Source organism: bacterium (assembly GCA_035307765.1).
In the GTDB taxonomy this organism is placed as follows: Bacteria; Sysuimicrobiota; Sysuimicrobiia; order Sysuimicrobiales; family Segetimicrobiaceae; genus Segetimicrobium.
Window position 1 is genome coordinate 32,973 of the sequence record DATGHU010000012.1, and the last position, 14,519, is coordinate 47,491.

Annotated in this window: 11 protein-coding genes; 5 read left to right on the forward strand and 6 right to left on the reverse strand. The window is 68.7% G+C overall.

The genetic code is table 11. From position 1 onward, the window contains the following. Positions 1-212: 212 nt before the first annotated feature. From VKV57_04365 to VKV57_04375, 3 genes are all read right to left on the reverse strand, one after another. Complete coding sequence (locus VKV57_04365) at positions 213-1,487, reverse strand: MFS transporter (protein HLW59143.1); 1,275 nt, start codon at positions 1,485-1,487, stop codon at positions 213-215. Positions 1,488-1,545: 58 nt separating this feature from the next. Then, on the reverse strand, positions 1,546-2,814 hold the full coding sequence (locus VKV57_04370; GenBank protein HLW59144.1) for an FAD-dependent oxidoreductase: 1,269 nt from the start codon (positions 2,812-2,814) through the stop codon (positions 1,546-1,548). 276 nt (positions 2,815-3,090) lie between these two features. Then, a complete protein-coding gene (locus VKV57_04375) occupies positions 3,091-3,780 on the reverse strand; it encodes an isochorismatase family protein (protein HLW59145.1) in 690 nt (229 codons plus the stop codon). A gap of 407 nt (positions 3,781-4,187) precedes the next feature. Between VKV57_04375 and VKV57_04380 the strand changes: the two genes are divergently transcribed. Then, the gene (locus VKV57_04380) at positions 4,188-6,608 is read left to right on the forward strand and encodes a xanthine dehydrogenase family protein molybdopterin-binding subunit (GenBank protein ID HLW59146.1); all 2,421 of its coding nucleotides are present in this window, start codon (positions 4,188-4,190) and stop codon (positions 6,606-6,608) included. A 12-nt stretch (positions 6,609-6,620) separates the two neighbouring features. After that, entirely contained in the window at positions 6,621-7,625 is a 1,005-nt protein-coding gene (locus VKV57_04385) for an LLM class flavin-dependent oxidoreductase (GenBank protein HLW59147.1), read from the forward strand. A 63-nt stretch (positions 7,626-7,688) separates the two neighbouring features. Here VKV57_04385 and VKV57_04390 read toward each other — a convergent pair whose 3' ends face one another. From VKV57_04390 to VKV57_04400, 3 genes are read right to left on the reverse strand one after another with little or no spacing between them, the layout of a single operon-like run. Then, positions 7,689-8,576: an ABC transporter permease gene (locus VKV57_04390; protein HLW59148.1), complete on the reverse strand. Its 888-nt coding sequence runs from the start codon at positions 8,574-8,576 to the stop codon at positions 7,689-7,691. Further along, positions 8,576-9,526, reverse strand: a complete 951-nt coding sequence (locus VKV57_04395; protein HLW59149.1) for an ABC transporter permease — start codon at positions 9,524-9,526, stop codon at positions 8,576-8,578. Before VKV57_04395 ends, VKV57_04390 begins: the two co-directional genes overlap by 1 nt. 3 nt (positions 9,527-9,529) lie before the next feature. Then, complete coding sequence (locus VKV57_04400; GenBank protein HLW59150.1) at positions 9,530-10,330, reverse strand: FadR/GntR family transcriptional regulator; 801 nt, start codon at positions 10,328-10,330, stop codon at positions 9,530-9,532. A 119-nt stretch (positions 10,331-10,449) separates the two neighbouring features. Here VKV57_04400 and VKV57_04405 point away from each other — a divergent pair, with 119 nt between their 5' ends. The 3 genes from VKV57_04405 (at position 10,450) to VKV57_04415 (ending at position 14,439) form a co-directional block, all read left to right on the forward strand. Further along, positions 10,450-12,024: an ABC transporter substrate-binding protein gene (locus VKV57_04405; GenBank protein HLW59151.1), complete on the forward strand. Its 1,575-nt coding sequence runs from the start codon at positions 10,450-10,452 to the stop codon at positions 12,022-12,024. A gap of 626 nt (positions 12,025-12,650) precedes the next feature. Next, on the forward strand, positions 12,651-13,661 hold the full coding sequence (locus VKV57_04410) for an ABC transporter ATP-binding protein (GenBank protein ID HLW59152.1): 1,011 nt from the start codon (positions 12,651-12,653) through the stop codon (positions 13,659-13,661). Beyond that, a complete protein-coding gene (locus VKV57_04415) occupies positions 13,651-14,439 on the forward strand; it encodes an ABC transporter permease (protein HLW59153.1) in 789 nt (262 codons plus the stop codon). The genes VKV57_04410 and VKV57_04415 overlap by 11 nt, the downstream gene beginning before the upstream one ends. Positions 14,440-14,519 lie beyond the last annotated feature (80 nt).

Here is a 14,519-nt window from a genome sequence, read left to right on the forward strand (position 1 = left end):
CATGCCGCCCGCGCAGACATTGAGATGAGGTTCTCATCCTGGCGCCCCCGGAGACGTCCGGACCCAGCATCTGCGCGGCCGCCCTGCTTCGCGGGCAAAGGTTCCGGATCGACGGGCCCCGGCGCCCGTTCGATTCGGTGTAATATACGTTGCAGGTATTCGCAATCAATGATACGCAAGCCACGGCCCGACGGTGGGGATGCGGCCGGTGTTCAATTGTGCAGGGAACCCATCGGCCCGGCATCCGGTGAGTCCCCGACCTGCGGCGCCTCGCCCAGCCGGTGGAGGGGGTGGAGCGCGGGCAGCATTCCGAGGGTCCCCGCGGCCACGATCGACCCGCTCAGCGCCAGGGCGGCGGGCATGCCGAGGACCGTGGCGGCCGCCCCGACGCCGAGCCATCCCAGGGCGCTGACCCCCATCGTGGAATAGTAGAGGCCGAGCACGCGCCCGCGGGTCTCGTCGGACGATGTCGTCATCAGGACCGTCGACATGGAGGTGTCGTAGGACGAGCCCAGCGCCCCCACGATCGTGACGATCACCAGCGACACCGAGAACCACGGGGACAATCCGAACAACGCGATGAACGCGCCGAACCCGGTCGCGGCAACCGCGAGCAGCGTGCCCTTGTTGCGCGGGTCTCCCCGCGACGCCACGGCCAGCGTCGCGCACAACTGCCCGACCCCCACCATCGCCGCGAGCGACCCCAATCCGATCGCCCCCACCCGCAGCACGTCGCGCGCCATGACGGGCATCATCGCCTGATAGCCGAACCCGAACGCCTCCACGATCAGGCTCAGCAGCAGGAGCGCGCGAATCTCGCGCACGCGCAGGGCGTACCCCAACCCCGCCGCGACGGCGCGGACAAACGGCCCCGCTGCCCCCCGGGCGGTGGTGGGGCTGCGGAGCACGAGCAGGGCGGCGACCCCTCCACCGTACGCGGCGGCGATGAGCAGATAGTTCTGCCCCACGCCCAGCCGATCGATGACGATGCCTCCGGCGAGCGCGCCGATGATCCTGACCACGCTGGCCGCCATGAACTGGAACGCGCTGGCGTTCAGCAGGCGCCGAGGGCCCACCACATCGTACATCAGGCCGCTCGCCGACGGCTTGCTGATCGCGAGCACGATCCCGTTCAGCACGAGGTAGCAGAGGACGTGCCCGAGCCGGGCGGTGTGGGTGAGCAGCAGCGCCGCGAGCGCCAGCGCGCCGAGCGCGGCCGCGAGTTGGGCGGTGAGGAGCATCCGGCGGCGGTCGGCGCGGTCGACGACGGGGCCGCCGAGCACGCTGAAGAGAGCCTGGGTGCCCCCCCGCACCCCCGCCGCCAAGCCCACCCAGAATGGGGAGTTGGTGAGCTGCAGGACCACCCACCCTTGGGTGAGCAGTTCGAGCGTGAACGCGCCCGAGCCGAACAGCGAGTACATCCACAGACAGCGATACCCGGGAGCCTCAAACGCGAGCGAAAAACGCTGGGGTCTGCCTCCGGGCACAGGCAGGAGTTTCGCGCCTCCGGCGGGTCCTCCCCTGCCCCTCCCCGTCGGCCTCGCGCTAGCGCCGCCGCGCGAAGCGGCCGGGATCGAAGGCGGAAAGCGAGACGCTCGACCGGCCGGTCGTGACGAGCTCCGCCAGCGCGGATGCGGTCGCGGGAGCCAGGGTCACCCCGAGCATCCCGTGTCCCGTGGCGATGTAGAGTCCCTCCACGCCGGGGACGGAACCAATCACCGGCAGCCCGTCGGGAGTGAGGGGGCGCATCCCGGCCCACGCCACCTCCCGCTCGCCCCGCCCCCACCCCAGGAGATACCGGTCGGCCCCGCGGCGGATCGCCTCGATCCGACGCATGTCGAGCGCGGGATCCAGGCCGGAGAGCTCCATCGTGCCGCCGAGGCGGAGCGCGCCGTCGAAGTTGCTCACGGCGATCCTCGCCTCGTCGAGGTAGAGGGGCCGCCTCACCGACGCGCTCGGGCGGGTGAGCGTAATGCTGTACCCCTTCCCGGCTTGGATCGGAAGGCGATACCCGACCCGGCTGGCGAGGACCCCCGACCACGCCCCCGCCGCGATGACGACGCGGTCGGCCTCGAGGACTCCCTCGGCGGTCTCCACCGCGGCGACGGCGCGGCCTCGGCGCCGCAGGCCGCTCACCTCGACTCCCGTTCGGATCTCGGCGCCGCCTTCGCGCACGCGCCGCAGGAGACCGGCGGTCAGCGTTTCCGGGCGAACGTGCCGCTCCCCCTCGGCCAGGATGCCCCCGACGACCGACGGACCGAGCAGCGGCTCGACCTCGCGGACCTCGCGGGCGGTGAGCCGAACCGGCTCCGCACAGCCGAACGCCCGCATCCGCTCCAGGTCTCTCGCGATATGATCCAGGGCGGACCGCCCGAGGAAGGCGAGGAGGACCCCCTGGCGGTGCATCTCGATCTGCACCCCGTCCTTCTCCAGGGCGTCGTAGAGCTCCATCGTCCGGGCGTTGAGGGCGGCCACCGCTTCCAGCCCGGCGCGGTGGGCCGGCGCGGTGCAGTGCCGTCGGAAGTCCCACAGCCACCCCAGGAACTGGAGGTCCGCGCGCGGTCTGATGTAGAGCGGGCTGTCCGCCTTCAGCAGCCACCGCAGCGACGTCCCGAGCAGGCCGGGCGCCGGCACCGGACCGGACAGGGCCGGGACGATCCATCCGGAATTGCCGGATGAGCACCCGGCGCCCGGCTCGCCCCGGTCCAGAATGGTGACGCGCTCGCCGCGCCGCTGGAGCTCGTAGGCGCAGGCGAGGCCGATGACTCCGGCGCCGATGACGACGGTGCGGCTCATCCTTCCGGCGGTGGCCACGCCTCCTTCCGGCGCAGAGGTCCCGGGGGGCGCGACCGCCGGCGGCTCACCTCCACGGCACGATCGCCCCACGCATCGTGCGGGGCCGAGACCACCGCGTTTTGAAGAACGCCCACTTTTTCGATCTCAACTTCGACGGGATCCCCGGGCTCCAGCCAAAAAGGCCCGGGATCGGGCCTGCGCCCCACGGCGGCCCCGTTATCCCGAGTACGGGGCGGAACCGTCACCGTGGTCATCGCGCGCACCTCGGAAGCTCCTCGGCGACCGCCGCGGGGCTCAGCGGAACGTGATGAGATCGCTGCGGCTGAGCGTGACCTTCGCCTCGGCCAGCGGCAAATTCTTCGGATTGGCGAAGCCCGGAGCGTTCAGCATCTGGTACTGCGTGTAGAGCAGGGGAAACGGATCGGCGGAGATGCCGTCGGCCGCCACGACAACCGTATACCCGCGCAAGTTCGCGCCGAACGCGGTGTAGAGCACCGAGCCGTTCGCGGCGGTTCCGACGATGATGCAGGTCTTGATCCCCTTGGACTTCAGGATCTCGTCGAGCGTCGTCCCGTAAAATTTGTCGGCGCGCGTGGTGACCTTTAGGTCCCCCGCCGCCGGCGCGACCTCGGCCAAAATAGTCGACCCCGCCGTCGGCGTCTCCGAGTACACGACGAGCGCGCCGGCGCCCCGCGCCTTCGCGAGCAACGCCGCAGCCGCCGGCAGCGTGGCCCGGCACGACGGCCGGGGGGCACAGACGATCGACGTGAGATCGAGCACCAGGTAGGCCGTGGTCTTCGCATCGACCGCGACCGGCACGGGCTGCGGAAGCGCGGGCACCTCGACTTGGGCCGTCGCCCCCGGAACCACCGCCATCCCCAGGGCCACCAACGCGGGGACAGCGAGCCAGCGCGCCGCGGTTCCAATCGCCGTGCGGGGCCGGGGCGTCGAAAGGCGGGTGGGTGTCGGGCGTGCCGCGCCCATTCATCTTCCCTCCATGATCCACAACGTCTGACGACGCCTTCGCCGAGTGAAAAGCCCTCCCCTTCAGCCGCGGGCCCGCGTCCACCGCCTCTCCGCGGGCGTCCGGGTGGACCAGCCACCACCGTGCCCGTTCCACCGGACGGACTGGCGAGATGAAGCGGACCTCTGGTGAGAGCGGTGGGGATCTTGCCCGGTGCGGTCTCTCTGGCGCAAGCCGCCTTTCCTCGGAAGAATCCCCGATTCTCGGCCCGGCCGCGCCGACGGCCGCCCAGGCAGGGTTGCATGAACCTCGCGGCAAATGCGATAGCGACTTCTGGAGTGCCCCCACTCCGCCGCCGTCCACGCATCCCGCTGGCCCGCGGAGCGATCACCGCGGGGCATGCACTTGCTCGCCGGGAGGGTCGTCCGTGCGTGAGCAGCCTGGGCGGGGGTACGTCGGCCGCAGCATTCCGCGCAGAGAAGATCAGCGGATGCTGAGAGGCCGCACCTCGTTTGTCGCCGATGTCCGGCTTCCCGGCATGCTGAGCGCGGCCTTCCTCCGCAGCCCGCACGCCCACGCCCGGCTCGTCTCCGTGGATGTGGCGCCCGCGCTGCGGGTCCCGGGCGTCGTCGCCGCGTTCAGCGGCCGCGACCTGGCGGACGTGCTCCCGCCCCTCCCCGATCCCCAGGTGTCCTTCCCCGAGCGGTGGCGGCAGGGGGTCGTCCACCGCGTGAACATCCCCCAACCCCGGATCCTCGCCGTGGACAAGGTGCGCCACGTGGGGGAGGCCGTCGCCGTCGTCGTCGCGCTGGATCGTTATGCGGCGGAAGATGCCGTCGAGAAGATTGCCGTGGTGTTCGACCCCCAGCCGGCGGTGATCGATCCCGAGGACGCGCTCCTCCCCGATGCGCCGCTCATCCACCAAACCCTCGGCACCAACCTGATGGGGGAGTTTCGCATCGAGAAGGGCGATGTGGACGGGGCGTTCCGCGACGCGCCGCAGGTGCTCCGCTCGCGCTTCACGCACCATCGCTACACCGCCGTGCCGATGGAGGGCCGCGGGGCGGTCTCCGCGTACGACGCGCGGACAGGCACCCTGACGACGTGGTGCTCCACCCAGATGGTCCACGCCGTCCGCCGGGCGACCTCGGCACTGCTGGGCATGCCCGAGGCACGGGTCCGCTGCATCGCCCCGGATGTCGGCGGCGGGTTCGGCGCAAAAGGAATGGTCTACCCCGAGGACGTCCTGGTCGCCTACCTGACGCGGACCCTCGGCCGCTCGGTGCAGTGGCTGGAGGACCGCCGCGAGCATTTCGTCAGCACGATCCACGCCCGAGACCAGATCCACGACGCGGAAGTGGCCTTCGAGCGCGACGGCCGCATTCTCGCCGTCCGCGACCGGATGATCCAGGATGCCGGCGCCTGGAATCCGCTGGGACTCGTCACCGCGTACAACACCGCGGCGCATCTGCTGGGACCGTACGCGGTGCCCCACTACCGCCTCGAGGCCAAGGTCGCCGCCACGAACAAGGTGGCCAACGCCCCCTACCGGGGAGCCGGCCGGCCCGAAGGCGTGTTCGTGATGGAGCGGTTGGTCGACCTGATCGCCCATCACCTCGGCCGCGATCCCGCCGAGATCAGGGCGCGCAACATGATCCCGCCCGAGGCGATGCCGTACGCGGTGGGCATCCCGTACCGGGACGGCTCGCCGGTCGTGTACGACAGCGGAGACTTCCCGCGGGCTCTCCAGCTCGCCCTCGACGCCCTGGGCGGCCTCGACGACATCCGCCGCCGCCAGCGCGAGGCGCGGCGGGAGCGCCGGTATCTTGGGCTCGGGCTGGCCTGTTATACGGAGGGGACCGGAGTCGGCCCCTTCGAAGGGGCAACCGTGCGGGTCGATTCGACCGGGGCGATCTCGGTGGCGAGCGGAACCTGCTCGCAGGGGCAAGGGCACGAGACCGCGTTTGCCCAGGTCGCGGCCGACCTCTGGCGGGTCCCTCTCGACGGCGTCGTGATCACGACCGGTGACACCGCCGCGATCCCGGCCGGCCTCGGCACCATCGCCAGCCGCAGTGCCGTCGTCGTCTCGGCGGCGATCCACGAGGCCAGCCGGCGCGTTCAACAGAAAGCCTTCGAACTCGCCGCTCAGGCGCTCGAGTGCGCCCCGGAGGACCTGGAGCTCCGAGAGGGGCGGGTGGGCGTGCGGGGGGTGCCGGGTCGATCGCTCACGCTCGCCCAGCTGGCCCGAGCCGCCCATCCGGGCTGGGACCACCGCCGGCCCCAGGGGATGGAGCCGCTGCTCGAGGCGACGTCGTACTATGAGCCGCCGACGGTGACCTGGGCGTACGCGGCGCACGCGGCGATGGTGGAGGTTCACCCCGAAACCGGAGAGATCACGATCCATCGATACGTGGTCGCCCACGACGCGGGCACGGTGATCAATCCGCGCATTGCCGAAGGGCAGATCCACGGAGGCGTCGCCCAGGGGCTCGGCGCGGCCACGCTGGAGGAACTGGTCTACGACGAGGGAGGCCAGCTGCTCACGACCACGCTGATGGACTACGTCCTGCCGTCGGCGGTGGAGGTGCCCACGATGGAGGTCATCCACCTGGAACATCCCTCGCCGCTCAACCCCCTCGGCGTCAAAGGCCTCGGGGAAGGCGGGGCGATCGCCCCTCCCGCCGCGATCGCCAATGCCGTCTCCGATGCCCTGCGCCCGTTCGGGATCGAGTGCAACCGCCTGCCGATCCGCCCGGACCGGATCGTCGACGCGCTCAGGTCGGCACCGAGCGGGGCACCGAACCCGCCGGACGGCGGGGAGACGTTGTCCCGATCATCCGGGACGTGAAAAGGAGGATCCATGGCCAGGGTCGGGATGGCGCTGGGGTACGGCAAGTTCACGAACAGCCGGGAGACGGCGGACTTGATGCGCCGCGCCGAGGAGCGCGGGTTCGAGATGGGCTTCTTCTCGGAGACGATCGAGTTGATGCGCGATTCGGTCACCGTGCTGGCGGCGATCGGGCTGGCCACCAGCCGGCTCACCCTGGGGACCACGCAGATCGTCCGCCTCCGCAGCCCGGTCGTCATGGCCCAAACCCTGGCCAGCCTCGACGAGCTCACGGGCGGGCGGATGACGCTCGCGCCCGGAGCGTGCACCGGCAGCCACGCCAGGGCGCATTCCCTGGAGCCTTTGGACCCGGCGCTCACGCTCAAGGAATGGATCGAAAGCATCCGGCTCATCCTCACCGGAAAGAAGGTCTCCTACGATGGCACGGTCGTGAAGTTGAAGGACGTCGGGCTGGGATGGACGCCGGCCCGCACGACCGTGCCCCTGTACGTGCCCGCGACGAGCCGGACGGGACTGCGCCTGGCGGGAGAGCTGGGCGACGGGGTGGTGCTCAACGCGGTGTGCTCCCCCGAGTACACGGTCAACGCCCTGAAGATCATCCGGGAGGCGGCCGCGGCGGCGGGCAGGGATTGGGCGGGGTTCGAGGTGGCCCAGATCATCAACTGCTCCGTGGAGGACGACCACAAAAAGGCGTTCGACGCGATCCGGTGGGAGGTGGCGACGAAGTTTGATCCGGCGCAGATCTCCTTCATCGCCGGCCCGAAGATGCGCGTGGGCGAGCCCTACATCCGCAAAGAAGACATCCCGAAGTTCGAAGAAGCGCACGCCAAAGGGGGGATCGAGGGCCTGATTCGGGCGGTCCCGGACTCGTACGTGGCGGGGATGACGGCCAGCGGCACCCCGGATGAGGTGCGAGCCCGGGTGCAGCAGTACCGCGACGCCGGGGTGAGCCTGCCTCTGCTTCGCCCGGCGGCCGCCCACCAGACCCAGCGGCTGCTGGACCTCTTCGCCCGGTAACGGCACAAAGGGGCTGACCCGGCCGGGCCGTTCCCGCAGGGACGGCCCCCGCGCCGCCGTCCGCTACCGCGACCGGGGGTCGAGCACCTCGCGCAATCCCTCCCCCAGCGTGTTGAACCCGAGGACCGAGAGAAATATGGTGAGGCCGGGGACGGTGGCGACGTGCGACGCGACCGTGATGAACCCGCGCCCGTCGGCGAGCATCGTGCCCCAATCCGGCGTGGGCGGCTGCGCGCCGAGCCCGAGAAAGCTCAGCCCGGCGGTCTCCGTGATCATCCAGCCGATGTTGAGCGAAACGAAGACGAGCATGGCGGCGACGACGTTCGGCAGGAGATGGCGGATGATGATCCGGGTGTGCGTGGCGCCGGCGGCCCGGGCGGATTCGACGAACTCCGTCGAACGGAGCAGGAGGATCGCGCCGCGCATCCCCCGCGCGTAGAACGGTACGTTGGACACGGTGACGGCCAGCATGGCGTGGGTGAGGCCGGGGCCGAGGGCGGCGACGATCGCGATCGCGAGGAGAATCTCCGGGAAGCCCATCAGGATGTCGATGCCGCGCATGAGCAGGTTGTCGAGGCGGCCGCCGTAGTACGCGGCAAGAATGCCCAGCGCCGACCCGAGGCTGAGGGCGAGGAAGGCGGCGGAGACGCCGATCGTCAAGGAGGTCCGCGTCCCCCAGAGAAGGCGGCTCAGGATGTCCCGACCGAGCTGGTCCGATCCGAGCAGGTAACCCGATGTCAGCGGGGCCGCCAACCGGTGGCCGAGGTGGGGGATGGTGGGGGGATCGAGGGGGAGGACCGGCGCCAGCACCCCGAGGCCCGCGATGACGGCGACGATGATCGCCCCTCCCATCGCGGACCGGTTGCGCCGAACGCGGGCAAGGACCCCGGCGGCGGGCCGGCGGGTGGTGCGCACGGGGAATTCGGCGGACGAGGCGACCTGTTCGGCCATCACTCAAACCGGATCCGAGGGTCGAGGTACGCGTAGAAGAGGTCGGTGACGAGGTTGATGATCACATAGGTCGTCGCCACGAGGAGCACCGCGCCCTGGACGAGCGGGAAGTCTCGGGTGAGAATCGCGTTCACGAGCATCAGCCCCACCCCCGGCCAGTCGAAGACGGTTTCCACGTACACCGCACCCGCCAGGAGAAATCCCATCTCCAGCCCCACGACGGTGACGATGCCGACGAGCGTATTGCGGAAGGCGTGCCTCATCGTGACCGCCGCCTCCCCCAGCCCTTTTGCCCGCGCCGTGCGCACGTAGTCGCCGCGGAGGGCCTCGATCATGCCGGTCCGGGCCACGCGCGTGATGATCGCCAGGGGCAGCGCGCCGAGCGTGAACGCGGGGAGGATGAGGTGCGTCAGCACATCCCCCACCGTCGCCGCCCCCGACGGTGAGGACATCCCCGTTCCCGGGAGCCAGCCCAACCGCAGCGAGAAGAGGATGATCAGGATCATGCCGAGCCAGAAGGGGGGGATGCTCGCCCCGCCCACGGTCACGATCATGGAGAGGCGGTCCACCAGCTGCCCCGGGCGCCTCGCGGCGAGGACGCCCAGGGCGATGCCGGGCCCGAACGCCACGATGACGGCGCCCGCGGCCAGGATGATCGTCCCCCGGAAGCGCAGGAGGAGCTCTCCGAGAACCGGCCGGTGCAGCGTGATCGATCGTCCCAGATCCCCCTGCGCCACGTGCGCGAGCCAGAGCACGTACTGGGTCGCGAGCGGCCGGTCCAACCCCAGCTCTCGGTGCAGCCGGGCCAGCTCCTGAGGGGTGGCGATCGGGCCGAGGAGGATTTGCGCGGGATCGCCGGGGGTGAGGTGGAGCAGAGCAAACGTGAACACCGAGATCCCGATCAGGACGACGGCGACCCAGGCGGACCGCTGAACGATGTACCGCGACATCCGCTACCCCCGTCGACGTTGGGACGATGCCCGGCTCGGCCGCACCGCCAGGATGCCGCGGGCCCGGGGCACCACGCGCCCGGCCGTCCCTGGCCCTAGCGCGAGGCGTTCGACCGTCAGGAGGTGCGCCCGCATCAACTGCTCCGCCGCGCGGGGATCGCGCCGCTGGATCGCACGGAGGATCCGCCGGTGCTCCTGGATCGCCCGTTGGGGCCCTCCCGGCACGCGCGCGGACGCCTCGCGGCTGGGCATCAGCGCGTCGGTGATCACCTCGACCATCTTCAGGAGGAGAGGATTTTTCGCCGCTTCCGCGATGGTGGTGTGAAACTGTGCGTCACCGCGCAGCCCCAGCTCCGGGGTCGGGATGCCGCGGGCCTGGCCCTCGAGGGCCGCGGCGAGCGCTCGAAGGTCCGCCCGCGTAGCGCGCTGCGCGGCGAGCGCCGCGGCGCGCGGTTCAACGATCAAGCGAACCTCCATCTGCGCCCGGGTGAGATCGCGGCCGCCGGTCAACGCGGCGGCGACCGCCAAGACCCCTCCGCGTGCCGTCCGGGCGGCGAAGACTCCCCCGCCGGAGCGGATCTGGATGAGGCCCATGGCGTGGAGGACCGCGAGCGCCTGCCGGACCGAAACCCGGCTGACCCCGAACCGTCCGACGAGCTCGCGCTCGGAGGGCAGTCGGTCGCCGGGCCGCAGCGGACCGTGCAAGATGAGCTCCTGGAGCTGCGCGACGATCGCCTCGTAGACGCGCGCCCGCTCGATCGGTCGGAGCTCGACTGGACGATGCGAGGATCGACGCGTTGACACCGGTTCCTCAGGTTCCGTATAATCGGTTGTGGACTACTGGACAGTCCAGTGGTTCTCCTGCAGCATAACGCACCCGCGGTATCCGCTCAAGGCGACAGCATCATAAAGGGGGAATGAGTGTGCGGCGACGTCTGGCGTGCGTGGCGCTTATCGTCGGGATGATCCTTGTTGGGCTGTGGGCGTCGTCCCCAGGGATGGCGACGACCCCTGGCACGCTTGTCGTCGGGCTCGTCGCGGAGCCCACCTCGATGGATCCGGGGCAGCTCAACGACATCAACTCGATGCGGGTGCTGGCGAACATCTACGATACCCTCGTGCGGTTCGCGCCCGGCACTTTCGAGTTGAGGCCGGGCCTGGCCACGTCGTGGACCATCTCCCCGGATGGGCTGACGTACACGTTCAAACTGCGGAAGGGCGTGACGTTCCAAGATGGGACTCCCGTCGACGCGGCGGCGATCAAGTTCGTGTACGATCGCCTGCTCGATCCCGCGCACCCGTACCACAACACGGGACCGTTTCCGTTCGCCACGTTTTACTACGGGGCGATCAAGGAGACCCGCGTCGTGGACCCGTCCACGGTGCGATTCGTGCTCAAGCAGCCGTTCTCTCCATTCCTGCACAACCTGACGCTCAACACCGGCCGGATCGTCAGCCCCGCCGCGGTCAAGAAGTGGGGCAAGGAGTTTGCCAGCCATCCGGTAGGGCCGGGACCGTTCAAGTTCGTGAGCTGGGAGAAAGGCGTCCGCATCATCCTCGACAAGAACCCGGCGTACTGGGACGGCGCCCCCAAGCTGAATCGGCTGGTGTTTCGCCCGCTGGTCGAGGAGCAGACCCGCGTGACGGAGCTGCTGTCCGGCGGAGTGGATTTCATCGTCGATGTACCGCCGGATAACCTTGCGCAGCTCAAGAACGACAGCCGGTTCCAGCTCTACGAGCAGCCGGGGCCGCACATTTGGTGGGTGACGCTGAACACGAAGAAGAAGCCCTTCAGCGACCCTCGGGTGCGGCAGGCGGTCAACTACGCCATCAACAAGGAAGGGATCTGTCGGGACGTGCTGAAGGGGACGTGCACCCCCGCCGCCGGCCCAATTCCTCCGGCCATCACCTGGGCGTTCTCGCAGCAGATCAAGCGGTACACGTACAGCCCGGAAAAAGCGAAGGCGTTGCTGCGCGAAGCGGGATATCCCAACGGGTTCAGCGCAAGCTTTTGGATCCCCGAGTCGGGGTCCGGCATGCAGTCTCCAAAAACGATGGCCGAAGCGATTCAGGCGGACCTCGCCGCGGTCGGGATCAAAGCCTCCATCCAGACGTACGAGTGGGGCGCCTATCTCAGCCAGTACAGCAAGGGGCTCGCCTCCGCCGACATGGGCGCGATGTCCTTTATGCTCGATCCGGGAGACCCCGCCCCGATGCTGAGCCTCGTCATCGATGGGCACGCCAGCTCACCCAACGGGTTCAACAGCGGGTACTATGACAACCCGAAAGTCAACCAGTTGCTGCTGCAGGCGACGGAAACGGTCGACCAGGCAAAGCGCGGCGCCCTGTACCGTCAGGTCGCCTCGGTCGTGGCGGACGACGCCCCGTGGATTTTCATCGACAATGCGGTGCAGACGGCCGCGGCCGTGAAACGGGTGAAGGGATTCGTGCTGTCGCCAACGTTTTACCTATTCTTCCACGACACCTGGGTGCAGTGAGCGCGGAGGCTTAAAACCCCCTCGCACCGGGGGGAGAGAGAAGAGCAGCAGGGGCACAGAGACCCGCCCGCGGCGCGTCAACACTGCGGGCGGGGGCGACCCGTCATCGCGGAATGGTCCGGCGCTTGGTCGGAGACGGCCGTCGAGACACGGCCGGTTTCCGCCGGGGCCCTATTCCGTTGTCCGCGCGCAAACCTCCCTCCCCTGGAGGGTCGTTATGACCGGAGGGCGGGCCCGTTCCGGTGCACGTGAGGGCCTGGTTTTGACCCCGGCCGCAAGGCGGTGCGGCCAGCGTGCGGGAGACGCACGGCGCACCGGCCACTGTTTGGACTGGTGACCTCGTCCGCAGACAAACCCCCTCCGCGGGTGCGCATCGGCGAAGCCGGCAAAAAGGGCAGGCCCAGAACCCCGCCACGCCGGGGGGGAAGCCTGCCGCTGAGGCGCGACCCCGACCCCGCTTCGGAGAATCCCCGGCGGGAGCCGGCAACGCTTCCGGGGAACACCGGCGAAGCGGACGAACCATACCGTTCAGGGCAGGCGACAACGCCGGTGCGTCTCTGGTAGAGTTGATTCGCTCGGCGGCTCTCGCCTGGAGATTGTGCGGAGTAATGGGAACGGTGGGCAGCATGGACAACCCGACGCGCTCGAACGGTCTGGCGCTTCCCCCGGCCGAGACCATCGCTCGTAGGTCAGGCCGGGACACGCCGTCGACCGGTCCGCTGCTGGAAGTGCACCATCTCACAAAAGATTTTGGCCGGTTCAGGGCCGTCGACGACATTTCCTTTGCGATCCCCAGGGGCAGGGTCATTGGCCTCCTCGGCCCCAATGGGGCGGGAAAGACCACCACGATCCAAATGCTCCTCGGCATTACCACTCCCACGTTCGGACGAATCACCTATTTTGGAAAAGAGTTCTTCGCGCACCGGCAGGAGTGCCTGCAGCGCATCAACTATGCTTCATCGTTCAACACCCTGCAGGGCCGGATCTCGGTGTGGGAAAACCTCTTGGTCTACGGGCATCTCTACGGCATGAGGAAGCCCGAAGGACGAATCCGGGAGCTGACCGCCTACTTCGAAATCACCGGCCTCCTCAATACTCGGTATTGGGACCTTTCAGCCGGGCAGAAAACGCGGGTGAACCTCATCAAAGCGCTGTTGAACGACCCTGAGCTGATTTTGATGGACGAGCCCACCGCCTCCCTGGATCCCGACATCGCGGACAAAACGCTCTCGCTGATCGAGGCGGCGAGGCAAGCCCTGTCCGTGTCGATTCTGTACACCAGCCATGACATGGAAGAAGTGACCCGGATCTGCGACGAGGTCATCTTCCTCGACCACGGGCGGATCGTCGCCCAGGATACCCCGCTTGGGCTCACCAAGCGCATCCGCACGGCCCATCTGAAGGTCACGTTCGAAGGCGAGCGTCAGGCCGTCGAAGCTTTCCTTGCGCAGCAACAGCAGCCGTATCAATTCACCCAAGAGTACGCCGTATCGATCGACACCACGGAGAAGATGATCCCGGCGCTGATCTTCGGGATCAGCAAGGTGGGCGTCTGGATCACCGACATCGAGGTGAAGAAGCCAACGCTCGAGGACGTGTTCCTGCGGATCGCCCGGGGAGAAGACGATGTCGATTGAGCGGATCGGCGCGGTGATGCTGCAGGAACTCTATATCACCAAGCGATCGCTCGAGGTCATCGTGGATCTCTTCTTCACGTCGCTGATGACGGTGATCGTCTTCGGGTTTGTGACGCGATTTCTGGTTGGGGCGCTCAGCTCCTCCACCGGAGCATACTTGATCCTCGGCCTGCTGCTGTGGGAGGTCATCCGGGTGAACCAGTATTCCCTGTCGGTGGGGAGCCTGTGGAACATCTGGGCGCGCAACCTCAGCAACATGTTTATCGCCCCATTGTCGGCCGCGGAGTATCTCGTGGCGCACATGCTGTCCGGGCTGGCGAAAACGTTCTGCATCTTCGTGATGATCTCCGCGATCGCCGCGTACGGCTTCCACTTCAATATCTTGCGCCTCGGACTCACCAATCTCGCGCTGTTCTTTGCGAACCTGACGGTGTTCGCCTGGTCGGTCGGGCTGATCTTGCTCGGAGTGATCTTCGTCTTTGGAACGAGGATCCAGGCGCTGGCCTGGGGACTCATTTTCCTCTTCCAACCGCTGACCGCGGCGTTCTTTCCGCTGAGCGTGCTGCCGCCGGTCCTCCGTCAGGTCGCCTACGGACTTCCCCCGACGTTTGTCTTCGAAGCGGCTCGAAGGGCCCTGAGCCGCGCAGACGTGGATTGGACGTCCGCCGCCAGGGCGTCCGGTGAGAACCTCGTGTACTTTATGCTCGCGCTCTTCGTGTTCAATCGCTTGTTTGCGCATTCGCGGAAGACCGGGCAGTTTGCGCGCAGTGAAGGTTGAGGAGCGTCCGGCCCGGGCGTCGGGATCAGGCCGGCAACATTCCCAAGGCCGTCCGGGGCATCGGGGGCCGCCGGCCGTGT

What these genes read in the sequence shown, in the direction of transcription:
- VKV57_04410 (HLW59152.1), top strand. Translation starts at nt 12,651, where the DNA reads ATGGACAACCCGACGCGCTCGAACGGTCTGGCGCTTCCCCCGGCCGAG.
- VKV57_04415 (HLW59153.1), top strand. Translation starts at nt 13,651, where the DNA reads ATGTCGATTGAGCGGATCGGCGCGGTGATGCTGCAGGAACTCTATATC.
- VKV57_04395 (HLW59149.1), bottom strand. Translation starts at nt 9,526, where the DNA reads ATGTCGCGGTACATCGTTCAGCGGTCCGCCTGGGTCGCCGTCGTCCTG.
- VKV57_04375 (HLW59145.1), bottom strand. Translation starts at nt 3,780, where the DNA reads ATGGGCGCGGCACGCCCGACACCCACCCGCCTTTCGACGCCCCGGCCC.
- VKV57_04385 (HLW59147.1), top strand. Translation starts at nt 6,621, where the DNA reads ATGGCCAGGGTCGGGATGGCGCTGGGGTACGGCAAGTTCACGAACAGC.
- VKV57_04390 (HLW59148.1), bottom strand. Translation starts at nt 8,576, where the DNA reads ATGGCCGAACAGGTCGCCTCGTCCGCCGAATTCCCCGTGCGCACCACC.